This window comes from Candidatus Poriferisodalis sp. (genome assembly GCF_965208485.1).
Classification (GTDB): Bacteria; Actinomycetota; Acidimicrobiia; order Acidimicrobiales; family Poriferisodalaceae; genus Poriferisodalis.
In genome coordinates this window covers 2838236-2863033 of record NZ_OZ242344.1, presented here as the reverse complement: position 1 = coordinate 2863033, position 24798 = coordinate 2838236, and the positions used below count along the sequence as shown (strand labels likewise).

At 67.2% G+C, this 24798-nt stretch carries 27 protein-coding genes; 8 read left to right on the top strand and 19 right to left on the bottom strand.

From position 1 onward, the window contains the following. The first annotated feature begins 56 nt into the window (after positions 1–56). Positions 57–3008 (top strand): cell wall-binding repeat-containing protein, encoded by a 2952-nt coding sequence (locus ACOGXQ_RS13405; RefSeq protein WP_419944142.1) that lies wholly within the window; start codon positions 57–59, stop codon positions 3006–3008. Positions 3009–3344: 336 nt separating this feature from the next. Here ACOGXQ_RS13405 and ACOGXQ_RS13400 read toward each other — a convergent pair whose 3' ends face one another. Continuing rightward, positions 3345–4685, bottom strand: coding sequence for a S16 family serine protease (locus tag ACOGXQ_RS13400; protein ID WP_419944141.1), 1341 nt, complete (start codon positions 4683–4685; stop codon positions 3345–3347). Positions 4686–4756: 71 nt separating this feature from the next. Between ACOGXQ_RS13400 and ACOGXQ_RS13395 the strand changes: the two genes are divergently transcribed. Further along, positions 4757–4921, top strand: a complete 165-nt coding sequence (locus ACOGXQ_RS13395; protein ID WP_419944140.1) for a hypothetical protein — start codon at positions 4757–4759, stop codon at positions 4919–4921. Next, a complete protein-coding gene (locus ACOGXQ_RS13390; protein ID WP_419944139.1) occupies positions 4918–5739 on the top strand; it encodes a hypothetical protein in 822 nt (273 codons plus the stop codon). Before ACOGXQ_RS13395 ends, ACOGXQ_RS13390 begins: the two co-directional genes overlap by 4 nt. A gap of 142 nt (positions 5740–5881) precedes the next feature. Here ACOGXQ_RS13390 and ACOGXQ_RS13385 read toward each other — a convergent pair whose 3' ends face one another. From ACOGXQ_RS13385 to ACOGXQ_RS13375, 3 genes are all read right to left on the bottom strand, one after another. Further along, positions 5882–6886, bottom strand: coding sequence for a rod shape-determining protein (locus ACOGXQ_RS13385; protein WP_419947400.1), 1005 nt, complete (start codon positions 6884–6886; stop codon positions 5882–5884). A 567-nt stretch (positions 6887–7453) separates the two neighbouring features. Next, a complete protein-coding gene (locus tag ACOGXQ_RS13380) occupies positions 7454–7990 on the bottom strand; it encodes a molybdenum cofactor biosynthesis protein MoaE (RefSeq protein WP_419944138.1) in 537 nt (178 codons plus the stop codon). Continuing rightward, positions 7990–8970 (bottom strand): NAD-dependent epimerase/dehydratase family protein, encoded by a 981-nt coding sequence (locus ACOGXQ_RS13375; protein WP_419944137.1) that lies wholly within the window; start codon positions 8968–8970, stop codon positions 7990–7992. The genes ACOGXQ_RS13380 and ACOGXQ_RS13375 overlap by 1 nt, the downstream gene beginning before the upstream one ends. A gap of 174 nt (positions 8971–9144) precedes the next feature. Between ACOGXQ_RS13375 and ACOGXQ_RS13370 the strand changes: the two genes are divergently transcribed. After that, entirely contained in the window at positions 9145–10302 is a 1158-nt protein-coding gene (locus tag ACOGXQ_RS13370) for a zinc-dependent metalloprotease (protein ID WP_419944136.1), read from the top strand. Positions 10303–10479: 177 nt separating this feature from the next. Here the strand turns inward: ACOGXQ_RS13370 and ACOGXQ_RS13365 are convergent, their stop codons facing one another. From ACOGXQ_RS13365 to pstC, 7 genes are all read right to left on the bottom strand, one after another. Next, on the bottom strand, positions 10480–11781 hold the full coding sequence (locus ACOGXQ_RS13365) for an MFS transporter (protein ID WP_419944135.1): 1302 nt from the start codon (positions 11779–11781) through the stop codon (positions 10480–10482). Positions 11782–11866: 85 nt separating this feature from the next. Then, positions 11867–12562: a response regulator gene (locus ACOGXQ_RS13360; protein WP_419944134.1), complete on the bottom strand. Its 696-nt coding sequence runs from the start codon at positions 12560–12562 to the stop codon at positions 11867–11869. Beyond that, positions 12559–14034: a sensor histidine kinase gene (locus tag ACOGXQ_RS13355; RefSeq protein ID WP_419944133.1), complete on the bottom strand. Its 1476-nt coding sequence runs from the start codon at positions 14032–14034 to the stop codon at positions 12559–12561. The genes ACOGXQ_RS13360 and ACOGXQ_RS13355 overlap by 4 nt, the downstream gene beginning before the upstream one ends. Then, positions 14031–14738, bottom strand: a complete 708-nt coding sequence (gene phoU, locus ACOGXQ_RS13350) for a phosphate signaling complex protein PhoU (RefSeq protein ID WP_419944132.1) — start codon at positions 14736–14738, stop codon at positions 14031–14033. The genes ACOGXQ_RS13355 and phoU overlap by 4 nt, the downstream gene beginning before the upstream one ends. A 44-nt stretch (positions 14739–14782) precedes the next feature. Further along, positions 14783–15637, bottom strand: coding sequence for a phosphate ABC transporter ATP-binding protein PstB (pstB, locus tag ACOGXQ_RS13345; RefSeq protein ID WP_419947399.1), 855 nt, complete (start codon positions 15635–15637; stop codon positions 14783–14785). Positions 15638–15785: 148 nt separating this feature from the next. Further along, complete coding sequence (gene pstA / locus ACOGXQ_RS13340; RefSeq protein WP_419944131.1) at positions 15786–16724, bottom strand: phosphate ABC transporter permease PstA; 939 nt, start codon at positions 16722–16724, stop codon at positions 15786–15788. A 31-nt stretch (positions 16725–16755) separates the two neighbouring features. Continuing rightward, positions 16756–17688 (bottom strand): phosphate ABC transporter permease subunit PstC, encoded by a 933-nt coding sequence (pstC, locus tag ACOGXQ_RS13335; RefSeq protein ID WP_419944130.1) that lies wholly within the window; start codon positions 17686–17688, stop codon positions 16756–16758. A gap of 375 nt (positions 17689–18063) precedes the next feature. On the opposite strand from pstC, the gene ACOGXQ_RS13330 reads away from it, so the two are divergent. Genes ACOGXQ_RS13330 through ACOGXQ_RS13320 form a run of 3 tightly spaced genes read left to right on the top strand, consistent with a single transcriptional unit; the run spans position 18064 to position 20095 of the window. Next, on the top strand, positions 18064–18831 hold the full coding sequence (locus ACOGXQ_RS13330) for an IS1595 family transposase (RefSeq protein WP_419944129.1): 768 nt from the start codon (positions 18064–18066) through the stop codon (positions 18829–18831). Next, positions 18828–19457, top strand: a complete 630-nt coding sequence (locus ACOGXQ_RS13325) for an MT-A70 family methyltransferase (RefSeq protein ID WP_419944128.1) — start codon at positions 18828–18830, stop codon at positions 19455–19457. The genes ACOGXQ_RS13330 and ACOGXQ_RS13325 overlap by 4 nt, the downstream gene beginning before the upstream one ends. Further along, positions 19454–20095 carry a BglII/BstYI family type II restriction endonuclease gene (locus ACOGXQ_RS13320; RefSeq protein ID WP_419944127.1) on the top strand — a complete coding sequence of 214 codons (642 nt, stop codon included), beginning with the start codon at positions 19454–19456 and terminating at the stop codon, positions 20093–20095. The genes ACOGXQ_RS13325 and ACOGXQ_RS13320 overlap by 4 nt, the downstream gene beginning before the upstream one ends. 67 nt (positions 20096–20162) lie before the next feature. Here ACOGXQ_RS13320 and ACOGXQ_RS13315 read toward each other — a convergent pair whose 3' ends face one another. Both ACOGXQ_RS13315 and ACOGXQ_RS13310 read right to left on the bottom strand, forming a co-directional pair. Then, positions 20163–21302: a PstS family phosphate ABC transporter substrate-binding protein gene (locus tag ACOGXQ_RS13315; RefSeq protein ID WP_419944126.1), complete on the bottom strand. Its 1140-nt coding sequence runs from the start codon at positions 21300–21302 to the stop codon at positions 20163–20165. Positions 21303–21413: 111 nt separating this feature from the next. Then, complete coding sequence (locus ACOGXQ_RS13310) at positions 21414–21695, bottom strand: hypothetical protein (protein WP_419944125.1); 282 nt, start codon at positions 21693–21695, stop codon at positions 21414–21416. Positions 21696–21937: 242 nt separating this feature from the next. On the opposite strand from ACOGXQ_RS13310, the gene ACOGXQ_RS13305 reads away from it, so the two are divergent. Beyond that, the gene (locus tag ACOGXQ_RS13305) at positions 21938–22138 is read left to right on the top strand and encodes a WhiB family transcriptional regulator (protein ID WP_419944124.1); all 201 of its coding nucleotides are present in this window, start codon (positions 21938–21940) and stop codon (positions 22136–22138) included. Between the two features lie 29 nt (positions 22139–22167). Here ACOGXQ_RS13305 and ACOGXQ_RS13300 read toward each other — a convergent pair whose 3' ends face one another. From ACOGXQ_RS13300 to ACOGXQ_RS13275, 6 genes are all read right to left on the bottom strand, one after another. Beyond that, positions 22168–22359 (bottom strand): Sec-independent protein translocase subunit TatA/TatB, encoded by a 192-nt coding sequence (locus ACOGXQ_RS13300; RefSeq protein ID WP_419947398.1) that lies wholly within the window; start codon positions 22357–22359, stop codon positions 22168–22170. A gap of 76 nt (positions 22360–22435) precedes the next feature. After that, complete coding sequence (locus tag ACOGXQ_RS13295; RefSeq protein WP_419944123.1) at positions 22436–22714, bottom strand: WhiB family transcriptional regulator; 279 nt, start codon at positions 22712–22714, stop codon at positions 22436–22438. Between the two features lie 128 nt (positions 22715–22842). Next, the gene (locus tag ACOGXQ_RS13290) at positions 22843–23142 is read right to left on the bottom strand and encodes a hypothetical protein (RefSeq protein WP_419947397.1); all 300 of its coding nucleotides are present in this window, start codon (positions 23140–23142) and stop codon (positions 22843–22845) included. 86 nt (positions 23143–23228) lie between these two features. Continuing rightward, complete coding sequence (locus tag ACOGXQ_RS13285) at positions 23229–23435, bottom strand: Flp family type IVb pilin (RefSeq protein WP_419944122.1); 207 nt, start codon at positions 23433–23435, stop codon at positions 23229–23231. Positions 23436–23500: 65 nt separating this feature from the next. After that, entirely contained in the window at positions 23501–24145 is a 645-nt protein-coding gene (locus tag ACOGXQ_RS13280; RefSeq protein ID WP_419944121.1) for a type II secretion system F family protein, read from the bottom strand. Next, positions 24142–24783, bottom strand: coding sequence for a type II secretion system F family protein (locus ACOGXQ_RS13275; RefSeq protein ID WP_419944120.1), 642 nt, complete (start codon positions 24781–24783; stop codon positions 24142–24144). The genes ACOGXQ_RS13280 and ACOGXQ_RS13275 overlap by 4 nt, the downstream gene beginning before the upstream one ends. Positions 24784–24798: the final 15 nt, after the last annotated feature.

Genomic DNA, 24798 nt, shown 5'->3' with positions numbered 1-24798 from the left:
TTGACAATGCAGAGCGGGAGCATGTCCCGCTGCACAGAACAAGGAGAGACATAACCTTGACTATCTACTCGAAGCGGCAGGGCAGGCGCTCCTTGGCTGCGATCTTGGCGGCGATGCTCGTGGCATCGGTGCTCGCGGTCGTAGCGGGTGCTCCTGCTCAGGCCGCAAACAGTTCCAGCGAGGCGCTGTTCGATCACGACAACGACGCCGGCACCGCCATGGTGCGCGAGTTCGGCGGCCGTGACCGGTACGACACTGCCCTTCGCCTCGCCAACAACTTCGGCAGGTCCAAGGGCCTCGGCGCGGTGCCGGTCGCCTTCGTGGCGTCGGGCGTCAGCCTCGTCGACGCCGTGTCGGTCGCCGGTCTTGCCGGATTCCTGGACGCGCCGATCCTGCTGACCCCGGGCGACAGCCTGAACGGCGGAGTCGCCGACTTCATCGAGGACTACGGCGTGGGGACCATCCACATCCTGGGCGGTACCGGTGCTGTGTCCGACACGGTCGCCGAAGACATCGAGTCGCTCGCCAATGAGCCCACTGTGTCGCGCATCGCGGGCGTCGACCGCTACGACACGGCTGCTCAGGCGGCGTCGCGGCTGGGCGGCGGTGCAGCGTGGTGCGGCTCAGAGGACCCGGCTGCGATCCTTGCCAACGGCGGCGATGTGTCGCTGGTCGACGTGATGATGGTCGGCCCGATCGCGCATCGTCTGCAGTTGCCGATGCTGCTGACGGCGTCTGATGAGCTGCCTTCGTTCACCGCGGACTTCATCGAGGCTGAGGACATCGAGCATGTGGTGATCGTGGGCAACACCGACGCCGTGTCCGCGGACGTCGAGGACGCCCTGCGCGACTCCGGTGTCGACGCGGTCGACCGGATCGGCGGAGACTCAGCGGGAGCGACCTCGGTGGCGCTGGCTGAGCTGTTGACCGGCGACTGCAAGGACAACCTCGCTCCGAGCTCTGAGGACACCGTGGCGCTGGTGAGCATGGACGGCCTGCCGGACGGCGTTGCTGCTGCTCCGGTGCTGTCGAGCACCTATGCCGGCGGCGAGCTGGTTCCGGTGCTGATCGTCGGCGACACGCTGCCCGCGTCTATTCGCGACTACTTGGCTGCCACGCCGGACTCGGTCGGCGGCAGCAAGCTGAACCTCAAGATTCTTGCGGTCGGCGGCACTGGCGCGGTGAGCGACAGCGTGATGCAGGCCGCTCTTGAGGCAGCAGCGTCGGCTGATGCGCTGACGGTGCAGATCGCTCACGGCGGCACGACCGAGACCTCCTCGGGTGCCGGCGACGCGGTCGACCCGACCGATCAGAACGGGGACGGCAAGGTCGACGGCAACGATGCGCCTCAGGTCGGCGACACCCGTATCGATCTGTACTTCAGCGACATCATCGCCGGCGTCGGCGCGGATCCCGCTGCACAGACTGAGGATCTCACGAACAAGATGCGTGACATCCTCGAGATCAACGGCGCTCCTGCACCCATCCAGGGAAATGTCGCGCGGAACACGGCCGGCAGCTTGGACCAGTGCGATCCCAGCAAGGTGACCGTCAACTTGTCGCGGGCGCTCAGGAATGGCGACACGATCTCGATCATGGGCGGTGCCAAGCTCGGCGCCAACATGGACCAGCGCCCCGTCGGCGATGCGTCGGTCACCGTGACAGCCAAGCCGCCTGACCGCACACGCCCGTCCGTGAGCGTGGTATCCATCGCCGGTCAAGGCACGGCGTGGGTGACCATCACCGACAACGGCATGCCGCTCGCTACGACACTCGCTGCTGAAAATGTGACCGTCAAGCTGGGAACAGCCGAGGCTCGCGCACTCGTCGCTGCCGAACTCACCACGGGCAACATCGTCTTGGCCAACGAGACGTTTGCGGCGGGTGACCGGATCACCATCGCTGCGAGTGCTGTCATGGACGCTGCCGGCAACACGAGCCTGCAGCGTTCGTACACGACCATTGCGGCTCAGAAGAGTCCGAGGATCACCGCAGTGACGATGAGCAGCCTGAACCACAGCACGAACGCGTCCGCTGTAGTTCCCGTTGCGATCACCAACGGCGACGGTTTCCTGCCATTCGGAAGCGACGGGGCCCGCAACACCGCCGACCTGCGGCCGGACATGTGGCTCAAGGCCAAGGCCGACGGCGCCGCGGCGGGGGCTGCCGGCAACAACTGGAACTTCACCTTCGACCGTGCCAGCACCTACGATGCCGCCATGGACCGTGACATCGACGTGCGGGTGAACAGCCGTGACCAGTCCGTGTTCGTGCGGTTCAACAACGGCACGGCCACCTTCGCAGATCTCAAGGCTGCCTTGGAAGGCAACAGCGCCTTCGACGCTCTGTTCGAGGTCGTGATCGACCCGGTCGTCAACCAGGCACTGAACGAAGGCGGCTGCGGCATGCCTGCCAACGACAATCCGCTTACGATTGCGCGTGGCACTGGCACCGTTGGCGAAGCCGGCGAGGGCATCGAGCGTGGCGTAACCTCACAAGGCTTGGGAATGGGCGAAACCAAGGTCGCTGTTGAGGTCCGCTTCAACGGCTACGTCGAGTCCGTCAGTGACGAGGTACTGCTCGCCGATGTGCTCAGAAACACGCTCGAGCGCGTCGTCGCAGCCGGTCTGGATCTTTCCGGCGGCAGCGGTGTGCCGATGGTCGCCGACTACGACGATCCGGCCGAATACGCCGATCTGCGGAATGAGTTGGATCTGGAACAAACTCGCTTGGACGCTGGTGCGGACGCCGACCCGGGTCCGTCGAAGAGCTTCAGCGCACCGTCCACATCGGTCCGCTACGAGTTGACGGCGGGCAACCCGCTCCTGCTGCCGCAGGTGCGTGACCTCGTGACCACGGCTGCTGGTGCAGAGGCCGGTGTGGACCCTGTGACAGACGCAGTTGCCGCTGCGGCCCTCGGCTACGCCGAGGCCATGAACAACGATGAGAAGAACGCGTCCTCGCAGCTTCGCATCACCCGCAGCAGCGCTGTCACGGCGCCCAAGTAGGAACTCGCTGCACAAGTTGACCTGAACCGTTCGGGCGGGTCGCCCGCCTGATCGGCGAAGACCGACAGCGAAGGAACCCCGGGGCAATCGCCCCGGGGTTCCTCGCGTCCCAGGAGTACCAAGACCACGTCTCCTACGGTCCCCGGCAGTTCGCTGCAGCCGCTGCAGGTCTGGGAGCGCGGTGGGTTATGGTGAGAGCGCCTCGCTGCCCGCCTCATGCGGCGGTCAGACAAGAACCACATGTGCGCAGCCAGTGCCGCATCGAAGCAGCCGGGCACACCGCGAAACCTAGGCTGGTGGGGTGCTTCGGGTCGGTGCTGGTGGCGTGGCCCCGGGTCAACGCTGGTGGGCTTCGATGGCGGCGAGGGCTTCTGCGAGGGTCTCGACGCCGACGACTTTGACGGAAGGTTCGGCGACTTCGGCTGCTTCTTCAGCTTGGGAGGCGGGCACCAGGAACAGGTCGACGCCGGCCCTGACCGTGGAGTGAGCCTTCTGCGGCACGCCGCCGATGGGGCCGACGGTGCCGTCGTGATGGATGGTGCCAGTGGCGATCACGTCGAGGTCGCCGGTGAGCGGCTCAGGTGTCAGCACATCGATGACCGACAGTGTGAAGGCGAGGCCCGCTGAGGGTCCGCCGATGTTCTCGACGTTGAGGGCGACGTCGATGGGGAGTGCGGCGAAGGTGACGTGGGTGGTGACGACGACACCGAGGTGAGCGAGGCCGTCGCGCTCTCCCAGCGTGGCAGTGATGGTGCGGGTGGCGCCTTCGGGGTCGAGCGCGGTGAGGGCGACTTCGGTGCCGGGCTCGCTGGCTTTGATCGTGTCGGACAGTTGCGGTGCGGTGAGGATGAGAGTGCCGCCGACGGTCTGAACGATGTCGCCATCTTGAAGCTCGGCGGCGTCGGCGGGGCTGTCGGGGACGATCCACTCGATGCGAGCGCCGATGGGGTCCATGATCTCGTGTCCTAGGTGCTCGAGCGCGACGGCGACGGCGATCTGGGTGGACTGGTCCATCTGGAGGCGGCCGTCCTCGCGGTTCTCGGTGATGGTGCGCTCGCCGAGGATGTCGCTGATGTCGACGACCTCGAGGGCGCCGTCGAGCCAGCCGCCGACAACCTCGAAGAGCGACGGATCGAAGCTGGTGCGGACGCTGACGAGGCTGATCGAGGCGTCAGAGACGTAGGCGGGATGGTCGTGGACTTCCACGAATTCCTCGATGTCGAAGGTGCCGCCTGGGGCGACAACTGCCCTGTCGGGGAAGCGGGCCTGAGTGCCGGCGACGATCGCGATGGCGAGGAGCGTGATGGCTGCCAAGACCGTGACGGTGGTGCGGGAGAACTGTCGGCGGCGAGGGCGGGCGGTGAGTGAGTCGGCAGTTGCTGTGTCGGGGGTGGTGTCGGCAGCTGGAGCGGCAGGATCAAGGACGCTGTGATCAGAGGCGACAGGATCAGGGGTTGTCGGATCGGGGTCTGTCAGAACTGCGGCAGGACTGGGAGCGCTGGGTGGGAGCGGAACGCCGAACATGGGATCGTCAAGCGAACCCGCCAAGGCGCGCCAGCCCAGTCCTGTTTCGGCGTTGTCGTCAGCGTCGGTGAGGTCGTCGGTTTGCCCGGAAGGGGCACCGGCCGGGATGTCTTCGGACTCGTCTCCCGGCCTGCCGCCGAACGGATCGCTCACAGGCGCATAGCGTGCCACGCGGCTGTTATCGGGTACGCGTGGCCTGTCGGCTCATCGGGCATATTGGATTGATGGAGCCGGGTCGCTGGCCGTACAAGCCGACACCGATCTGGCGGCGGCTGATCGCCGTCGTCGGGTTGGCCACGTTCACGGCTGTCTGCACGATTGCGCTGATGGCGATCGTGCTGCTTGCGGCGGCGGTCGGGGCACTCCTGCTCGAGGCGGTCGTAGGGTGAGGAGCACGGCTGAACAGTCCGCGGCGGGGCCGGACCCAGAGGCCCAAGCGCCGACGGGTCGGGACCTAGCAGACCAAGCTTCAACGGGGCGGTCGGCTGTCGGCCAAGCTGATGACACCTATAGGCGTCGGCTCGAAGTCGTGGTGGCAGGTCACCGAGGCGACGCAGAGGCAGCGGTGCAGTTCCTGGCAGATGAAGACGCCACAGTTCGCGCAGCAGCCCTCGGTGCGCTGGCTCGTTGCGGTGGACTCAGTGCCGGACACGTCCGGTCAGCACTGAGTGACGAGGCGGCCCAAGTCCGCAGGAGAGCAGTGGAGCTGGCCCCGGCTGACGTCGATCCCACTCCGATGCTGGACGACTCGGACGCTTCCGTGGTGGAAGCCACGGCGGCTGCTCTCGGCGAGCGGGACTGGGATCCGGCACCTGTGCCCGAGCTGTGCCGGATCGCTCGCGATCATGACGACCCGCTGTGCCGCGAGAGTGCGGTTGCTGCACTCGGCGCGATCGCGGCGGGCGCGGGAGTGTCCACGCCAAGAACGGAAACGACCGCAGCAAGCGCGTGGTCGGCCCCAAGCGCTGGCACAAGCACTGCTGATGCTCCAGACTTCCGAGCACGTCACGAGGAGGTCAGGGCGGCAGCGTTGGACACGCTGCTCGCCGCTATGGACGACCGGCCGCAGATCCGACGCCGGGCACTGCTGGGTTTGCACCAGTTCGACGACCACCGCGCCGTCGACGCCGTGCAGGCCTCGCTCGATGACCGCAACCGCCAAGTACGCGCCGTTGCGGGCGAGCTGCTGGGCGTGCCCGTCTGCTGAGCAGGTGTGACGGGCCGGCTCTTGACGATCTCGCGACCCGCCAGCAGCTTGCCGACATCCACTCTTGCCGACTCTGACAGCCCAGCGTGCAACCGGCGGGCGCCCACCGGCCGCAGACACCGAGCCGGGCGGCCAAACGGGACTAGCGGCCGGGAATGGTGTGCGAAGCGTGCAGCGACTCGAAGTTCTCGAGTGCACGGCCGGCACCCAGCACCACTGTCTCGAGCGGCGACTCGGAGCGCAGCACGGGCACGCGTGCCTCCGATGCGATTCGCTGGTCGAGTCCCCGCAGCAGCGACCCCCCGCCGACCATCAGCGCCCCGGTGTGAATGAGGTCTTGCGCCAGCTCGGGCGGTGTCTCGCTCAGACACTCGAGGACGGCCTCGACGATCAGCTCCACCGTGTCAGCCAGCGCCGAGCGCACCTCGGTCGGAGTGATGAGGAACGTGCGAGGCAGTCCAGTCGTGAGGTCACGGCCTTTCACCTCAGCGTCGAACTTGTCGCCGACCGGCCACGCGGATCCGATGCTGATCTTCAGTTCCTCGGCAGTGCGTTCCCCAATGGCAATGCCGTGAGCGCGACGGGAGTAGCTCATCAAGGCGGCGTCAAAATCGAACGACCCCACACGCACTGCCTTCAGCGAGACCAAGCCGCCCAGCGAGACCATGGCAATCTCAGCAGTGCCGCCGCCGACGTCGATGACCAGCGACCCGACCGGCTCGTGGATGGGCAGTCCCGAGCCGATGGCCGCGGCGATTGGCTGCTCAACGAGCCGCACATCGGAAGCGCCCGCGCGTCGCGCTGCCTCGATCACGGCGCGCCGTTCGACAGGGGTGATCAGCGACGGCACGCACACGGCAACGCGGGTCCGGCCGAACCGCCCGACGCCGACGCCTTGAAGGATCAGCCGGATCATCCGCTGGGTGATGTCGAAGTCGGTGATGGCGCCGCTGCGCAGCGGGCGTGCCGCGATGATGTAGCTCGGCGTCCGGCCGATCATCTGCCACGCTTCGCGGCCGACCGACAAGACATCGCCTGATCGCTCGTTGAGCGCGATGACTGACGGCTCGTTGAAGACGATGCCACGTCCTCGCTCGTACACCAGCGTGTTCGCGGTGCCGAGATCGATCGCCAAGTCACGCGCCAGAACGGTTCCTCTGATTGTGGGCAGCGGTCCCGTGACTCGGAGAACGCTCGGAGACTGGTTCAGCAGGGCAGGCCCGGCCGGTGTGTGACTGCCTGGCCAGCTGAGCGAAGGACCGACTGGCAGATCGGCTGGTGTCGAGATCTGGACCCCGCAGGCCCGGCTCCAGCTCGGGGGGCGGAGCGTGGGAGGGATGTTCTGGCGAGACTGCCTGCGTTGTCCTCGGCGACGCCGCAGATGAGGGTGTCACTCCCGGCGGCGCTGCCGACGGCGATGGCTGAGCCGCTCTCGCTCCAGTGACACGACGCACAGACGAGGCGGCGCCTGCTTGCGGCTTCGACGACACTCGGTCGTCTTTCTCGACGCTGAGCAACGGCAGCGCCGGAAGCGAGCACTCGCGCTCAATCAGCCGGACGCTCGTCTCCCGCGGAGCTATCGCCTGCAGCTTCCGGCGGAACAGCTCGGTCTCGTCATCGGTCTCACGCCCCCGTTGCAGCCGCGCGCCCGCGCCCAGCACAAGCATTCCCAGCAGCGGCACCACCACCGCGATGGCCAAGAACAGCAACGGGTTCACGAGCGGGGCACCTCGGCAATCGGCTGCGACTGCAAACCCCAGTCAGTCCCGCCTGCATGATGCTCTTGCTTCCAAATCGGCACGGTGGACTTCAAGGTATCGATCCCGAAACGCGCAGCTTCGAATGCTGCCTCTCGATGCGGTGCCGACACCGCCACCACCACCGAGCTCTCGGTGAGGCCCAGCGTGCCCACGCGGTGCAGCAGCGCGGCCTTGCACACGCTCGGCCACCTTCGGCGCATCTCAGCGGCAATCTCAGACAGCCGGGGCGCCACTTCCGCCTCGTACGCTTCATAGACCAGCTGGGTCACACCGGTGCGGTGATCGGCATGGTCACGCACCGTGCCCGAGAACAGCACCACCGCGCCGGCCGCTGGGTCAAGCGCCCACTGGTAGACAGCGGTGATCGGCAGCTCGTCGTGCGCCAGCTCGACCCAGATGTCGCCAGGACTCAGCGCATCCACAGGCTGCACAGACCCATGCATCTGGTCGCTCGTCTTGTCCATGCGAGCATCTGGCGAAGGCACGGTCATCACCGCAAAGCGTAGGAGCGTCGGAGCCAAGCTGCGCCGGCCCAGACACCGGCCACCATCACCGCCCCGGCACCCGCCAGCATGGCGTACTGGCGCTGACGTGCATTGAGGTCGTCCCACGGCATCCCGGCATCCGCGATCACGTACGCTTGTGCGCTGCTGTAACGAGGCGCCCAGCCAGCGGCGCGGAGCCGATCGTTGGCCACCACCCAGCTGTAACGGGTATAGGGCAGCAGGCCCTCAGGCGCCGCATGGCCCACTCGGCTGGCCACGTACCGGTCAAGCCGCTTGGGGGCCGGAAGCGGCAAGCGGATCTTGGGCCGTGCCCCGAGCAGCGCCCGCAGCTCGCCGGGCGCCAGCCACCCGTCGGGCGCCACGTTGAACGCCCCCGACAGACGCCGCCGCACCGCCAGCACCACCGCAGACGCCAAGTCGTCGAGATGCAGGAACTGCACCGGCGGATCGTCATTGCCGGTGCGGATCGGCGCTGCCGCCAGCATCGCCTCGCCGATCGCCCCTCCGGGACCGTTCGACACCACCGGCGCCGGGCGCAGGATGGCCACCTCACGCGCCGGTGCGCCCCGCCCGCCATCAGCCCACTCCAGCACCGTCCTCTCCGCATCGGCGTGATGCACGGCAAACGACGACTCCGGATTCGGCCGCACCGGCATATTCTCGGATATCGGCGTCGGATGGTTCGGCCACGCGCCGTACACGCTCGCACTCGACACCAGCGTCAGATGCGGCACGTCCACAGCGGCGAGCACCCGTCGCAGCCGACCGGAGGTGATCTCTCGCGTCAGCCGCAGGTGCACCAGCGCATCCGCACCGGAAATGAGCTGTCTGAGATCTGCCGCCAAGTCGTCGTCCATCATCGAGTCGGCATCGATCACGTCGAACGACTGCGCCAGCCACTGCAGCACCCGGGCGCCGATCACGCCGCCCGTGCCCGACACCGCAACCCGTGCTTCCGAGGTCATGCCCCTACGATGCCCCACGCGGGCCGATCCGCCGTACCGGACCGCGGAGCACGGCGCGACTGCCGCCCGTCACTCGTCAGTTGGCCGACAGCAGTCACGCCGACAGCAGTCACGCCGACAGCCCGAAGCGGCTGCGCGGGTCCCATGCCTGCATGCCCGTCGTACCATTCCCCTGTGACCGACGACGCTGGGTCCCACAACGACCACGACCAGCCATTCTCAGGCATCCCGTTCCTCGGCGACATCGCCGCAATGCTCGGCAACGACGCATCCCTGTGGGAGGGCGCCCGCCAGACGGCCACCCAGCTCGCCACCGGCGGCAAGCCCGAGCACAACGTCGACCCGGCCGTCCAGCACCGCCTGAGCGAGATCAGCCGGGTAGCCGAGCTGCACACGGCTCACGTCACCCATCTCGACATCGTCCCCACACGCACCGAGCCTGTCACGCGCTCGGGCTGGGCGGCGGCCGCCCTCGACGCCATCCGCCCCCTGATGGACCGGCTGTCCGAGCGCCTCGCCAACGAAACGACCGAAACGACCCAGGATCCCTTCTCCGGCCTGCTCCGCATGATGAGTCCGATGACGGTGGCGATGACCGCCGGCATGATGGTCGGCCACCTTGCCACCAAGGCGTTCGGCAACTCCGATCTCGGCGTGCCCATGGGACGGGTCCTCATCGTGCCCGCCAACATCACTGATTTCGCCGCCGAATGGAGCCTCGACGACGACGACGTCATGCTGTGGGTCGCCATACGGGAACATGCGCTGCACTCGGTGCTGGCCGTGCCCCATGTGCGTGCAGAACTCGACGGGCTCCTGCTGCGCTACGTCGAAGGATTCCATCGCAGCGACCGCGTGTTCGAAGAGATGCTCGATCTGGAAGTCTCTCCGGAAGCTCTCAGCGACCCCTCCCATCTCACGAACCAGCTCCAGCACATCTTCGGCAACCCCGAGCTGCTGCTGGGCGTGTCCCGCGACGACAGCCAGAACGACATCGTGCAGCGGCTCGAGACGCTGCTCAGCATCCTCCATGCTCACATCGACGATGTGGTGGCCCAAGCCGGTTCGCGCCTCATCGGCAGTTTCGGCGCACTCAGCGAGGCGGTCCGCCGCCGTCAGCTCACGCAGGGCGCCGACTTTGCCGATCGCCTGCTCGGCGTGCGACTGAGTCCCGAGGCCCGTGACCGGGGCGAGGCCTTCATCGTCGGCGTGATCGAGCGGGCCGGCCGGGACGGGCTGGCCCGCCTGTTCGAACCGGGTTCGCTGCCCACGCCGAACGAGGTCGCCGCGCCCGGTCTGTGGCTGGCCCGCCTCGACCTGCCGCTGGACTAGCGGTGCGTCGCGGGTTTTGTTGCGCGGTGCGCTGGTCCTCTGATCTGCGCGAGCAGCGGGTGGCACCCCGCGAGCAAACCTCAGACATACCACTGGCTGGACCCACTGGCTGGACCTGCCGCTGGACTGGCTCGGCTAGCGACTGGACTGGCTCGGCTAGCCGCTGGACTGGCTCGGCTAGCTCCTGCGCTGCCGACGAGCACGGGTCTGGGTGATCCGAGTCCGCACCCGGGCAGCGATGATCACTGACGGCGGACGCCGGCCCCGCGCCAGCGCCCACAGCCCCCCGGCGTAGAGCACCACCGCCACCGTCGCGGCGACGGCCAGCAGCAACACCCCCGCCCGCAGCGGCAGGATGCCGCTCGGCGCAGTCACAGGCACCAGCCCGCCGATCACCCACATCAGCTGGAAGCGGGTCTCGAAGCGGGCGAACGTACGGCCCTGATCGGCCGGCGCCTCGTCGCGCTGCACGATCGCGTCGAAGCACAGCTTGCCCAGCGCCGACATGAAGCCGATCACCAAGGCCAGCCCCAGCACCGGGCCCCGGTCGGGCGCCGTCACCACGTAGAAGGACATGGCGGCGGCCAGCAGCAACGTGCAGGCGAGCAGGACTTCCTCGCGCACACGGCGCCGCAGCCACGGCGCTCCCACGGCACCGATGAGCTGACCGGCCGCACTGGCCGTGAACATGAAGCCGAACCACCACGGCGCGGCATCGTCGGCGCGCAGCCAGAACGCGATCAGGAACAGCGTGAAGCCTGTCATGGCCCGCACGATGCCCATGGCCGAGCCGGCCAGCAGCATCGCCCCTCGGCGGATCGTCGCCCGGACCCGCGCCGGCTGAGGGATCGCGAGACTCGCCGGAGGCGAATTCGCCGATGGCGGGCTGCCGTGGGCGCCCGATGGCACATGGCGCGGCCTCACAGCGAAACGAGGCAGCCGCGCCGCGGGAAACGTCATCAGCACGAATGTCATCGCCGCCAGCATCAGCACCCAGCGCGACGACGCCAGGCTCAGCAGCACACCCGGCCCGGCAGCCAGCGCGCCTCCCAGCCCGCTCAGCAGCATCAGCTTTGAGTTGGCCTCCACCAGATCACGCTCTTGGCGCACCAGCCCCGGCACGACAGCGCTCTTGGCCACATGGTATGTCTTGCCCGCTACCAGCGCGCCGAACGCCTCGGGGAACAGCAGCAGCGAATCGAGGTGCCATACCATCAACAGCGCCAAGATCGCCCGAGCGATGCCCGCCCCGATGATCATCCCCCGCCGCCCGCCCCGGGCACGGTCCACCATCGGCCCGATCAGCGGTCCCACCACAGCAAACGGCGCCATCGTCACCAGCAGGTACAGCGCGACCCTGGGCCGGGCGGCCGCCGGATCCAAGTTGAAGAACAGAGAACCGGCCAGCGCAATCGCGATCAGCGCATCGCCGGCGGCCGACAGCAGATGCGTGCGGGCGAGCCATGTGAAGGGCTGCATCAGTCGCTACGCCGTGTCATCGACACCGCCGCGAATCATGCGCCCCATTGTGCGCACTTGGTGATACACGATCGGCGATCAGGCTTCAGCTCGTCACGCTTCGCTCGTACCGGTAACCCAAGCCCCGGATCGTGGTGATGCGCTGCGGGTCGGCGGGATCGTCCTCGATCTTGGCCCGCAGGCGCTTCACGTGCACATCGATCGTCTTGGTACCGCCGATGTAGTCGTAGCCCCAGACGTTCTGCATCAGGCTGTCACGGGTCACCACCCGGCCGGCATTGCCCAGCAGGTACGCCAGCAGCTCGAACTCCTTCAGCGCCAGCGACACCAGCTCGCCACGCACCCGCAGCTCATGGCGGTCGATGTCGAGCACCACATCGCCCTCGACGAGACACGAGGCGTCCGGCTCGGCCGGCTGCGGCGAGGCCCGCCGCAGCACCGCCCGCATGCGGGCCACCAGCTCGCGCATCCGGTACGGCTTCGACACGTAGTCGTCTGCCCCGACCTCGAGTCCCACCACGGCGTCGATCTCCTCGCCGCGGGCGGTCACCATGATCAGCGGCACGCGGGTCGACTTGCGAATCTCCCGGCACACATCCAGCCCCGACATGCCTGGCAGCATCACGTCGAGCAGGATCAGATCCGGCGCCGATTCGTTGATCTCCGCCAACGCCGCCCGGCCGTCGGCGACTGCACGCACCTCGAAGCCCTCACGCCGCAATCCGACCGAGAGCGCCTCGGTGAAGGACGGCTCGTCGTCCACTACCAGTACCGATGTCATGTTCCTGCCTTGTCGAAAGGAGTCCTGTCGAAGAGATCCGGGTCAGCGGAAGCCGGGAATCTGAGCGTGAAGGTCGTGCCGACGCCCTCGCGCGAGTGCAGCATCACCTCGCCGCCGTGGTTCGCCACGACATGTCGCACGATGCTGAGGCCCAGGCCGGTGCCGCCGGTGGCACGGGCGCGAGCCTTGTCGACCCGGTAGAAGCGCTCGAAGACCCGCTCAGTCTCATCGGCGGGAATGCCGATGCCCTCGTCGGCTACCACGATGTCCACCCATGCCCCGTTCGCCTGAGCGGATGCCGGGCCGGACGGCGGCCCGACGGATGCGTCCACGCTGCCGATCTCGGACGCCGCCGCGTCGAACACTTCCGGCGATCCGATATGAGCAACCGGCGCATCCGCCCCGGCCAACGCATCCGACGGCGCCCGGTCGTCCCCGCGGGACGGCGCCACGCTCAGCCGCACCTCCGAGCCGGGGTCGCTGTACTTGATGGCATTGTCGACCAGGTTCCCGACAGCCCGAAGCAGCTGGCCCCGGTCGGCATGCAGCACGATCACCGAGTCAGCCGGCACCGCTGCGCCAGCCGACTCAGCCGCCTGCACCAACTCCACCTCGTGCATGCGAGCGTGCTCGGAATACTGCTGCGCCACCTCGCTCAGCAACGGCGCCACCGGCACCGCCTCCTGCCGCATCGAACCCTCCAGCTCGATCCGGCTCAGCTCCAGCAGGTCGTCGATGATGTGCCGCACCCGGTCGGCCTCCAGGCCGATGCGGTCCACCAGCCGGCCCCGCACCGCCGCATCGTCCTCCTGCGCCAGCGTCTCCGACAGCAGCGCGATCGCGCCCACCGGCGTCCGCAGCTCATGGCTCAGGTTGGCCACGAAATCACGCCGTACCTCGTCGGTTCGGGCGCCCTCGGTCCGGTCGGCGATCACCGCCACCGCCCCCAGCGCATGACCGTCGCTCTCGACGGGATGCGCACTGATCTCGAGGACCCTCGGCGGCGGCCCGGTCAGCTTCACCGTGCGCGACCGTGCGTGCCCCATCCGAGCCGACTCCAGCAGCTCCCGCACGCCCGCCCCCACCAGCGCCATGGCATCACGCGCCGACATCATCTCGTCAGCCAGGGCATTGCTGGCGCACACGCTGCCCTCCTCGTCCACCAGCACCACCCCGATAGCCAGCTCATCCATGGCGAGCTGCCAGCGGGCACGGTCCCGCTCAGCCAGGTTGGCCGTCATGGCCGCCGTGGTGGCAACCGACTCCATATGGCTCAGCCAGTCATCCATCCCGTACGCGTCGAAATCGGCTTCGCCCGGCAGCAGCTGGTCGTCATCGTCCTGCCCGGCGAACCGGTGCACCACCCGGCCCAGCCGCTCCGCCGCCGAGCGGCGCGCCCGCACCAACACCAGCGCAACGACCAGCAGCGCCAGCGCCAGCGCGGACGTGATTGCCGCCAGCGCCGCAATCACATCTCGCCCTGCTCCCGGCGGACCCGAGCCCGGTTGGCCCCCAGATGCTCGGGCAGCTCCCCGGTCACCAGGAACTCCACACGCTGCGCGACGTTCACCGCATGGTCGCCAATGCGCTCGTAGAACCGGCCTACCACCGCCAACTGCACGGCGTGCTGGATGGCGATCCTGCCCAGCTCGTGCGATGCGAACACTGCCGCGATGTACTCATCGTGCGCCTCGTCCAGCACGTCGTCGATCTCGTTGAGCACCGACGCCAAACCCGCATCCCGCTCGGCGTAGGCATCCATGGCCATCGCCGTCAGCCGCACCGCCTGCTGGCGCATGCGGTCGATGAGGCCGCGCACCCTGGGCTCCAGCTCGGCGCCGTGCAGCCGCACGATCGCCTTCGCGATATTGGTGACGAGGTCGCCGCTGCGCTCGATCTCGGAGATCATCCGCAGGTCGGTCAGGATCGTCCGCAAGTCCACCGCCACCGGTTGCTGCAACGCCAGCAGCCGCACGCATTTCTCCTCGGCTTCGAGGCTCAGCAGGTCCAGTTCGTCGTCGGCCGCGATGATCTGATCGGCACTGCCGATGTCGCCCGCGAGCAGCGCTGCGGTCACCGCCGAGATCCCCTCGGCCACCATGCCGCCCATCTGCACGAGATCCGCACGAACCTCGTCCATCAACTGATGGAACTCGGTTCGTACTTCTTCGGTCATGGTTGCAGTTTGGCGTATCTGCGCCGCCCCACCGGTGAGTGCTGCTAGCCGACCCGTCCAGTGATGTACGCCTCGGTGCGTGGATCGTCGGGGTTGGTGAAGATCAGGCTGGTGGGCGCGTACTCGACCAGTTCGCCGGTGCGCTGGCCCATCTCGTTGGCCTGCACCGAGAAGAACGCCGTCATGTCGCTGATGCGCGCAGCCTGCTGCATGTTGTGGGTGACGATGATGATCGTGTACTCGGTCTTCAGCTCGGCGATGAGCTCCTCGATGCGTCCGGTGGCGATCGGGTCGAGCGCCGAGCACGGCTCATCCATCAGCACCACGTCGGGCTGCACCGCAATGGCCCGGGCGATGCACAGGCGCTGCTGCTGGCCGCCCGACAGCCCGTAGGCCGACATCTTCAGCCGGTCCCTCACCTCGTCCCACAGCGCCGCTCGTGTCAACGATCCCTCCACGATGTCGTCGAGCTCGGCACGCTTGGCGCCGGCGAGCCGCGGGCCGTAGGCGATGTTGTCGTAGATCGACTTGGGGAACGGGTTGGGCTTCTGGAACACCATGCCGACCCGCCGGCGCACCTCGACCGGGTCGACCTCGTCCTGGTACAGGTCGACGCCGTGGTAGTTGATCGAGCCTTCCACCCGAGCGCCCTCGATCAGGTCGTTCATACGGTTGAAGCAGCGCAGGAAGGTGGTCTTGCCGCAGCCTGACGGGCCGATGAACGCGGTGACCTCGTGCGCGGCGATGTTGAGCGAGACGTTGCGCAAGGCGAGGAAGTCGCCGTAGTACACGTGGATGTCGTCGCAGTGGAACACCGTCTGGGTGTCGGCGCGGTCGACGGCCGTGGGCGCGGCTGCCGCGCCGCTCACATCGACGCGAGTGAGCTGCGATTCGGCCATCTCAATCGCCTCCGTCGTCACCGTCACTTCGGGCGCCGCCGCATCAGGCGCCGCCGCATCAGGCTCTTGGGTCATCACGGCCTTCTCTGGAGTCACGGAGTAACCGCAAGTTCGTCTGGAGCATTCTGTCGAGGCTTCGCGTCCCGGCTCACCACTGCCGCTCGAAACGGTTGCGCAGGTAGATCGCCAGGCCGTTGACCGCGAGCACCAGCACCAGGATGACGACGCTCGCCGCGGCGGCGTTCGTCCCCCAGTCGGCGCCGGGCTGGCGCGCGAAGTTGAAGATCAGCACCGGCAGCGCCGTGTACGGCCCGGTGAAGGTCTCGAAGAAGTCCGCGTCGCCGAAGCTCATGAAGCCCGTTGCGGCACCGACCAGGATCAGCGGGGCGGCCTCGCCCAAAGCGCGCGCCAACGCCAGCACCGTGCCGGTGAGGATGGTCGACATGGCCGCAGGCAGAACCTGGCGTGAGAGCACCTCCCACTTGGTGGCGCCCACACCGTAGGCCGCTTCGCGCAGCGAGTCCGGCACAGCCTTGAGCGCCTCGACTGAGGTGATGACGATGATCGGCAGCACCATCGCCGCCAGCGTCATCCCCCCCGCAATGACCGTCTTGCCCTTGGTGAAGCCGTCGATCGTCTGCACGAACACCGCCAAGCCCAGCAGCCCGTACACGATCGAGGGCACGCCGGCCAGGTTGCGGATGTTCAGCTCGACGATGCGAGCGAAGCGGTTGCCCTGCGCGTACTCGACGAGATAGATCGCCGTGGCCACGCCGGTCGGCACGGCGAACACCCCCGTGACCAGCGCCACCTGCAAGCTGCCGATGATGCCCTGCCAGACGCCCGCTTCGGCGGCGGAGCGCTGCGAGAAGCCGTGGGTCAGGAAGTGCCAGAGGTTGCCCGAGAGCACTTCCCAGCCGTCGGTGATCATGACGGCGAGCAGCACGGCCAAAAAGCCGGTCGCGAAGACGGTGGCGCCGATAAGCAGCCACTTGAAGGTGGCGCCCGCAACGTCAGCGCCGGGGCGGCGCCGCAGGGCGTCGGCTGCGCTCGTGGCGACGCCGGCGGGGCTGCTCAGGACTGCCATGTCGACTCAGCTATCGGTGCTTGCTCAGCCATCAGTACTTGTTCCGCAGTCGGCGGACGATGACATCGCCTGCCATGTTGAGCACCAGCGTGATGGCGAACAGCAGGGCGCCCAGGAAGTAGAGGCTCTGGAACGCCAGGGTGCTGCCGGCCACCTGGTCGGTGCCGAGACCGAGCGCAGCCATCGCCGAGGTGAGGGTGCCGCCCGATTCGAGGAGCGACCAGGTGAATAGCGAGGTATCGCCGCCGCCCGAGGCGATCGTGACCACCATCGTCTCGCCGATGGCGCGGCTGAATCCCACGATGACGGCCGCCATCAGGCCCGACATCGCCGCCGGCAGCACCACCCGGATCGAGGTCGTGACCTTGCGGGCGCCGAGACCCGAAGACGCCTCCCGCAATGCCAACGGCACCGCCCGCAGAGCATCCTCGGCAATGGAGGCGATCAGCGGGATCACCAGCAGGCCCACTGCGATGCCGGCCGCCAGCTTGTTGAAGAAGTTGATCTCACTGAAGAAATGGGTCAGCAACGACGGGGTGATGAAGCTGATGGCGAACACGCCGAGCACCACGCTGGGCACGCTGGCCAGCAGCTCGAGCGTGGGCTTCATCACCTTGCGCACCTTGGGATGCGCGTACTCGGAGAGGTAGATCGCCGCGCCGAAGCCCGACGGCACCGCAACGGCCATCGCGATGACTGCGATCTGTGCCGAGTTCACCACCAGCGTGCTGAGGTCGAACAGGCCACGGCGGGGGAACCAGCCGATGTCGGTCAGGTTGTCCCACACGACCTGGCTGATGAACGTCCACGCCCCCGACGCGACCGTCCAGATGATGAGCGCGCTCACCAGCACTGTGACGAGCGCCGCGAGCGCAAAGGCCCAACGTGCCCCGATGGACCAGGCTCGCCGGCGTCGCGACGTCCGCAGATCGGCGACGCTGAGGCGGGGGCTGTCGGGTGGCATGGGCGGCGTCATTCTACGAACCCACCGATGTGCCTCAGGTGCTCCGATCCATGCGGCGGAGCACCTGAGGGGGACCATCAGCGGGAGAGAGGGCTCTTGGATCTGTTGGCTGGGCCTGCGTCCGGCTAGTGGTGTGTCACAGTTTTCTTCTTTGCTTCCGGGCATCATGCAGCTCGCTGACCTGCAAGAATGGGCTTGCTTCAGCCCCAGCCATTTCAGCGACGCACCCTGCTAGTGCGGTGTCTACAAACGTTCGCGCGCTTGCGAACTTCAGATTTGCCCGCAGTTCCAGTGTTTTCGGGGGTTATACGGGAAAGTGCCAAGCCGCTGGTCAGAGCCGGTTTTCGTGTCACACCCCCCTTGCACAATGGGTGCATGGCGAAGAGCGCTCCCGGCAAGCACTACCGCACAGGCATCACGCTCACTGAGCTGTTCGACATGTTCCCGACCGACGCTGCGGCAGAAGCGTGGTTCGCTGCTCAGCACCTGAAGGGCATCTCGTCGATGAAACCGCACCGCGACTTGGGGGTGACGCAATCGACAGCGTGGTTCATGCTGCACCGCATCCGCGAGGCGTTCGCTCAAGCACCTGACACGCTGTTCGCCGGACCCGTCGAAGTCGACGAGACGTATGTGGGCGGGAAGGCGAAGAACATTGCGCTGCGGGACCGCAAGCGCCGCATTACCGGCCGCGGCGGGGCGGACAAGGCTATTGTCGTTGGTGTGCTGGACCGTCCGACCGGTCAGGTGGTCGCCGGGCCGGTGCATGACACCACCAGCCGCACGCTGGCAGGCATCGTGCATTCGGTGACTCAGGACGGCGCTCAGGTGTTCTCCGACGAGCATCGCAGCTACAAGCCGCTCGCCAGTCTCGGCTACTGCCATGAGGCAGTGATGCACTCCGCCGCGGAGTACGTGCGCGGCGACATTCACACGAGCACCATCGAGTCGCTGTGGTCGATGTTCAAACGCGGCTACATCGGCACCTACCACCACATGAGCGAAGCGCATCTCGCTCGCTGCATCGACGAGTTCACCGGTCGGCACAATGTGCGGGAGATGGGCACCGAAACGCAGATGGAAACCACGGTCACCGACATGGCGGGCAAGCGTCTCCGCTACGACGATCTGATCGCGGCATGACCGAGGGTGTTGAGCCGCTGGAGGGATTGCAGGGCAGCCGGTTCGGGACTGTGCTCGCCGATCCGCCGTGGCGGTTCACTAACCGCACCGGCAAGGTCGCGCCCGAGCATCGCCGCCTCTGCCGTTACGAGACGCTCGACGTGAGCGAGATCGCTGCCATGCCGGTCGCCGATCTCACCGAGAACACCGCCCATTGCTATCTGTGGGTGCCGAACGCGTTGCTGCCGTGGGGCTTGCAGGTGCTGGAAGCATGGGGGTTCGCGTACAAGACGAATCTTGTGTGGCACAAGGTCCGCAAGGACGGCGGATCTGACGGGCGTGGTGTCGGCTTCTACTTCCGCAACGTGACAGAGATGGTGCTGTTCGGCGTCAAGGGCAAGTCGGCTCGGACGCTCCAGCCCGGCCGCAGTCAGGTAAATCTGATCGCTTCCCGCAAGCGGGAGCACTCGCGCAAGCCTGACGAGCTGTACGACGTGATCGAGGCGTGCTCATGGGGCCCGTACCTAGAGCTGTTCGGCCGCGGATGCCGTGAGGGATGGACCGTGTGGGGCGATCAGGCTAATGACGACTACGTGCCTGACTGGCCGACCTACGCCCACAATTCGGCACTTCAGCTTGCTGTATGACTCTGGCCGATCTGCAAGCTGCGGGGTTCGACATCGCGACCCGCAATCACGCTCAGGCCATCTTGATGCGGGACTTCCCCGAGGCGCTGGACGAACTGTGCAGAGCGCTTGCCGGGGTCGCTATCCCCGATGTCGAGCTGGTGCGCGGCGGGGGAGGCGAGTCGCCTCTGACACAGCGCCTGCGTCGCTCTCTGGCCGATGCAGGATGGCACAAGCGCACCATCGTGGTCCGCAAGATCGTGGACGACGAAGAGACGGCCGCGATGACTCACGAGATCGGCCACATGCGCTCCAGCGACAGCGGATCGGTGGCGTTGGAGATCGAGTGGAACAACAAGGACCCGTTCTACGACCGAGACTTGGAGAACTTCCAGCGACTCCACCATGACGGCGCTATCAGCGTTGGCGTGATCGTGACCCGCGGCAGATCGCTGCAAGACGGCCTGAGAGGGATCGCGGCAGCGTTCGCGGAGCGTCACGGCATCGGCTCGTTCGCTGACTTAGAGCAGTACGACATTGCGCCCACAGCACGTCAGAGGCGCATGGTGGAACAGGCAGACGGCTCGTTCGACGAGACATTAGGCCGGGTGCTGGGGTTCACACCACCCGCTGACGCTGCGTGGCCCGACGACGACTAAGCGGCTTGGCACTTTCCCGTATAACCCCCTTTGCTTCGGTGTCACCATGCGCAGGCATGCGGACACCTCACGGGAAGGTCTTGCCGGTGGTCAGGTTGGCCCAGTTGCTGCGCGACTGCTCAAGGTCGGCAGGGTCGAGGTTGACGTAGCCGGCGTCGACCACGTAGGTCTGGCCCTCGTCGCTCAGCATGAAATCCACGAACGTCTTGACGGCGGGGTCCGAGGCCTGCGAAGCATCGATGTAGGTGTAGAGGAAGCGGGCGATCGGGAACTCGGCCGAGGCGATGGTCTCGGGCGTGGGCGCCACGCATCCGTCGCCGCCGTCGACCTCGACCAGCTTCACCTTGTCGCGGTTCTCGTCGGCGAAGGCGAAGCCCACCCAGCCGAGGCTGTGCTGGTTGCCGGCGATGCCGTCGATGATGACGTTGTCGTTGGCCGAGGCGTTGTAGTCGGGGCGCACGGCGAAGTTCTCGTCAGCGTGGCCCTCTTCGACACGGTGCTCCCAGACGCCTTCGAGGGCGATCTCGATGAAGCTGTCGAAGGTGCCCGATTCCTCGCCAGGAGCGAAGATCTCCAGCGCGCCATCCGGGAACGGACCGGTGCCGCCCAGCTCCGCGTTCAGGCTGTTGGCGTCGGCCCAGCTGTCGAAGCCGGTGGCCTCGATGCCGACCAGGCTGTAGAGGTCCTCGAAGTTCAGGCAGTCGATCTTGTCGTTGCCGGCCACGGTGATCACCGAGATGCCGTCGATGCCGACGCGCAGCTCGATGAACTCGATGCCGGCGGCGTTGATGTCCTCAGCTTCGGAGTCCTTGATCTGGCGCGAGCTGTTCCAGATGGGCACTTCGCCGGCAGCGGCGGCCTTGTGGCCGTCGCCCGAGCCGGGACCCGAGACCGAGAACGCCACGTCCGGGTGCCTCTCGGAGAAGGCCTCGGCCAGCAGGTTGGTGACAGGCTCGACCGTCGACGAGCCGGTGACATTGATCGAACCGCTGATCGACTCGGCCATCCCGCCTTCTTCATGGGCCCCGTCGTCCATGGCGTCGTCGCCCATGGCCGCAGCCGTCGTCGACGGAACTCTGGCGGTACCGCTGTCGCCGTCAGACGAGTCGTCGTCGCTCCCGCACGCAGCGGCAACAAGAGCGAACGCAGTGAGCAATGCCACGAGCAGTTTCGTGCCGCGGCGAGATGACAAGGGGGTCTTTCGCATGGCCGCGCACGCTACGGACGTCCGGTGGCATGACTGCTTGCTCCCGGTGAACGATGGTCACGGATGCCGTGAACAGCCGGTGAACGCGTCGGGGTCGGCGAGTGCGGACGGCTACAGATCGTCGTCGTCAGGGGGCAGGCCCAAGTCCCAGCGCAGTTCGTAGTTCTCGCGTTCGGCATCGCGCACGACGCGTTCGCGATTGCGACGGAACTGCGGATCGTGGGGCGGCAGCAGTTGCAGGCGAGCGTGCGTGCGGTGCCGGAATTCCTCGACTGCGGCCTGTTCGCCGTAGATCCCTTCGATTTCCCAGTGGGGAGCGACAGGTCCCAGATAGACGATGCGAATACCGACTTCAGGTGGGAGCTGCTCGGTTTCGGTGGCAATGTCGGACACTGGGTTCCTTCTGCGTCGGGGGTGACGGGAAGGGTACCGACGTACCCGCTAGGCCCGGTCCTTGTCGACGTGGCCGCGGTCTCATGAGAATCGGATGAAAATCGGCCATCGGGGGAACCGGATCGGGCGCTCGAGCGTTGGTTCTCACGATGTTGCAGGTCAATCCGATTTTTCAGCCAAAGATGTCGCCGCGCTCCGAGAGCGTCGCGGCCGAGTGGGTCACGCGGCGGAACTGCGCCGACATGGATCCGGATGTCTTCTTCCCAAGCGACGGGGCCGGTGTCATCGCTGCTCAGCGGGTGTGCGCCGAATGCTCGGTGAAGGATCCCTGTCGCGAGTACGCGCTCGCCAACAACATCACCCACGGTGTGTGGGGCGGTACATCAGAACGGCAGCGCCGCCGGATCCTGCGGGACCGGAACCGTGCGGCCGAGGGCGTCTGACTGGTGCCTGACTCAGGAGTCTTTTGACTTCAGTCTTTTGACTTCGAATCGCTCGATGAGCTTCCGTCGGCTTCCCTCTCCGCGTCGTTGACACCCTCACGGAACTCTCGCTGCGCCTGACCCAAGGAACGAGCCAGCTTGGGCAGCTTGGCACCGCCGAAGAGCACCAGCACGATGATGAGAAGGATGAGCAGTTCGGGAGGCCCGAGCGCGATCGCCATCACGCTCGCGAGCGTACCAGCGCCCGGCCAGACGAATAACTGGCCGGACTCGCCAGCCAAGGACAACCGTGAGGCCTCAGCCGGCGGCGACCCGTCGTGTCTGTGCCCGCTGGCGGCGAACCCGGCGGCGCTCACGCTCGCTCATGCCGCCCCAGATGCCGAACTTCTCGCTGTTCTGCAGTGCGTACTCGAGGCAGTCTTCGCTGACGACGCAGCCACGGCAGACGGCCTTGGCCTCACGCGTGCTGGCCCCGCGCTCGGGAAAGAACAAGTCGGGTTCGACGCCGAGGCAGTTGGCTTGGTCCCACCAGCTCCCTTCTGCTGCGTCGAGGTCTTCTTCGGTTGCGAATGCCATAGTCCCTCCCCGGGGCAATCCCTCGACAGACATGTAGGTGTCGAGAACTCTGACCTGTAATTACAGGTGTGTGACTTACTATTGAACCCTAGGGGTGTGACATGCGCAAGCGGCAATTTCGACATGCCCTACTCGATCGGCATCGCGGCCGCCTCGATCATGCCGACGTCGCCGATGAGGACCCCGACCAACGGGACTTCGGTCGGTGAGCGATATTGCACGGTGACACGCACCAAGCTGCCTGCTGTCTCTCGCTCGACGACCAGACGTGCCGGGTCGAGCGGCGTCGCCTCAGTCACCGCTCGGCGAATGCCGTCGAGCGACTGGTCGACGCTGGCGATGCGGGCGCCCACGCGCGCGGCATGTGATACCAGCACAGCGTCGCGGGCGACCAAGGCCGTCTGGACGATGCACATGAGCAGCAGCACCAAGAACGGAACGAGCAGCGCCAGCTCGACTGTGGCCTGCCCCTGCTCCGCCGGCTGCTGCTGTGCAGGCCCCTGCTGCGCTGACTTCAGGAGATGGCCTTCGTCAGGTAGTTGAAGACGGCATCGAGCAATCGGCCGATCTTGCCCGTGCTGGTTGCCCAGGCAGTGACGGCCGCTACCAGCAGGGCGATGGCCCCGGTGAGCAGCGCGTACTCGGCAGTGGTCTGGCCGGACTCGTCGGCGTGCGCGGTCGGCGTCAGCCGGTGAGTGCGGCGCAAGGGTGTCTCAGTCATGGGAACTCCTGTGAGATGTGTCATTGGCAGTGCATGGCATTGGCAGTGCATGGATCGCTCCCCGATCACGCGCCGAAGGCAGCGACCAGCACGGGCACGATCGCGACCAGCCCGAGCGCCGGCAGCACGCACAGCACGAGGGGGAACAGCAGCAGCACCGGCAGGCGGCGCACCCTGCCCTCGAGGCGCCGACGCAGGTCCTCGCGCAGATCGCGGCCGAGACGGTCCAGCTCGGGCGCCAGCGGGATGCCGGTGCGCAACGAGCCCGATACCGCCCCAGCGAAGGCCCGCGCCCGCGGGCCGCAGGCTCGGCCGAAGTCGTCCAGCGCTTCGTCCAGCGGCCGGTCCTGCGTCGTGGCCATCCGACGCGCGGTGACGTTGGCAGCATCGCAGTGGGCCAAGGCGAGCTGCAGCGATGCCGTGATCGACAGGCCCGATGCGAGAGCCACGCCCATCACCTCGACAATCGCTGGCAACTCGGCGGTCACGCGGTCATGACTCCGGCGCAGCCCGCTCCGGCGCAGCCGTGACACCCTCCCACCGACATCGCTGAGAGCATGTGCATGCGGAGACGCCGACGCAGCCAGCAGTCTCGTGCGGAGACGAGCCGGTTCGGGCCGGGCGATGAAGCCGCCCCAGCAGACAGCACCGGCCGCCAGTGCGCCGACGACCATCGGGTTCGTCAGCACGATGCTGGAGAACACGCTCATCGCAGCGCCCGCGCGACCACGGCACGCATCCACGCGACGCCTGCCAGCTCTGCCAACAGCGCTGCGCCGATACAGAACCAACCCAGCGGTGTCGAGACGAGCACCCGAGCAGCGGCGCCCCCTTCGGCCAGCAGCGCCAACGCTACGGCCCAAGGCAGTGCTGCGACGACCCAGATGGACGCACGTGCTTGTGCTGCCTGCACGCGAGCCTCTGCGGCCATGTCGGCCCGCGTCCGGCAGATTGACGCCACGCGGTCGAACAGCTGCGGCTGAGCCCCCACCCGGTCCGAGGCGAGCGTTACCGCTGTCGACAGCAGTGCTGCTTCTGAGGTCTGCTCGCGCGCCGCCCACCTCTGCACAGCACGACTCAGCGTGACTCCCCGCTCGTGCTCCTCGGTGACCTGGCCGAGCGGTCCCGACATGGGACCGTCTCCTGCGGCGTTTCCCAGCGCCTGCAGCAGCGTGTCTCCCCCACTGAGCCGACGCGAGGCCGCGGCGCAGAAGTCGCCCATGCGCGCCGAGCGAGCCTCGACCGCGGCTCGTTCTTGCCGACGCTGACGCTGCGTCCGGATCAGGCGCCGCGCGGCGGGCGAAGTGAGCGCGCCTGCCAGCGCCAGCAGCACAACGATCCGCAGCACCGTACGCAACCCTCA

Bases quoted from the DNA above. Each gene is read 5' to 3' on its own strand.
- ACOGXQ_RS13395 (WP_419944140.1), top strand. From the start codon at position 4,757: ATGGAGCCGGGTCGCTGGCCGTACAAGCCGACACCGATCTGGCGGCGG.
- ACOGXQ_RS13380 (WP_419944138.1), bottom strand. From the start codon at position 7,990: ATGACCGTGCCTTCGCCAGATGCTCGCATGGACAAGACGAGCGACCAG.
- ACOGXQ_RS13375 (WP_419944137.1), bottom strand. From the start codon at position 8,970: ATGACCTCGGAAGCACGGGTTGCGGTGTCGGGCACGGGCGGCGTGATC.
- ACOGXQ_RS13365 (WP_419944135.1), bottom strand. From the start codon at position 11,781: ATGCAGCCCTTCACATGGCTCGCCCGCACGCATCTGCTGTCGGCCGCC.
- ACOGXQ_RS13360 (WP_419944134.1), bottom strand. From the start codon at position 12,562: ATGACATCGGTACTGGTAGTGGACGACGAGCCGTCCTTCACCGAGGCG.
- phoU (WP_419944132.1), bottom strand. From the start codon at position 14,738: ATGACCGAAGAAGTACGAACCGAGTTCCATCAGTTGATGGACGAGGTT.
- pstB (WP_419947399.1), bottom strand. From the start codon at position 15,637: ATGGCCGAATCGCAGCTCACTCGCGTCGATGTGAGCGGCGCGGCAGCC.
- pstA (WP_419944131.1), bottom strand. From the start codon at position 16,724: ATGGCAGTCCTGAGCAGCCCCGCCGGCGTCGCCACGAGCGCAGCCGAC.
- pstC (WP_419944130.1), bottom strand. From the start codon at position 17,688: ATGCCACCCGACAGCCCCCGCCTCAGCGTCGCCGATCTGCGGACGTCG.
- ACOGXQ_RS13330 (WP_419944129.1), top strand. From the start codon at position 18,064: ATGGCGAAGAGCGCTCCCGGCAAGCACTACCGCACAGGCATCACGCTC.
- ACOGXQ_RS13325 (WP_419944128.1), top strand. From the start codon at position 18,828: ATGACCGAGGGTGTTGAGCCGCTGGAGGGATTGCAGGGCAGCCGGTTC.
- ACOGXQ_RS13320 (WP_419944127.1), top strand. From the start codon at position 19,454: ATGACTCTGGCCGATCTGCAAGCTGCGGGGTTCGACATCGCGACCCGC.
- ACOGXQ_RS13315 (WP_419944126.1), bottom strand. From the start codon at position 21,302: ATGCGAAAGACCCCCTTGTCATCTCGCCGCGGCACGAAACTGCTCGTG.
- ACOGXQ_RS13305 (WP_419944124.1), top strand. From the start codon at position 21,938: ATGGATCCGGATGTCTTCTTCCCAAGCGACGGGGCCGGTGTCATCGCT.
- ACOGXQ_RS13300 (WP_419947398.1), bottom strand. From the start codon at position 22,359: ATGGCGATCGCGCTCGGGCCTCCCGAACTGCTCATCCTTCTCATCATC.
- ACOGXQ_RS13295 (WP_419944123.1), bottom strand. From the start codon at position 22,714: ATGGCATTCGCAACCGAAGAAGACCTCGACGCAGCAGAAGGGAGCTGG.
- ACOGXQ_RS13285 (WP_419944122.1), bottom strand. From the start codon at position 23,435: ATGACTGAGACACCCTTGCGCCGCACTCACCGGCTGACGCCGACCGCG.
- ACOGXQ_RS13280 (WP_419944121.1), bottom strand. From the start codon at position 24,145: ATGAGCGTGTTCTCCAGCATCGTGCTGACGAACCCGATGGTCGTCGGC.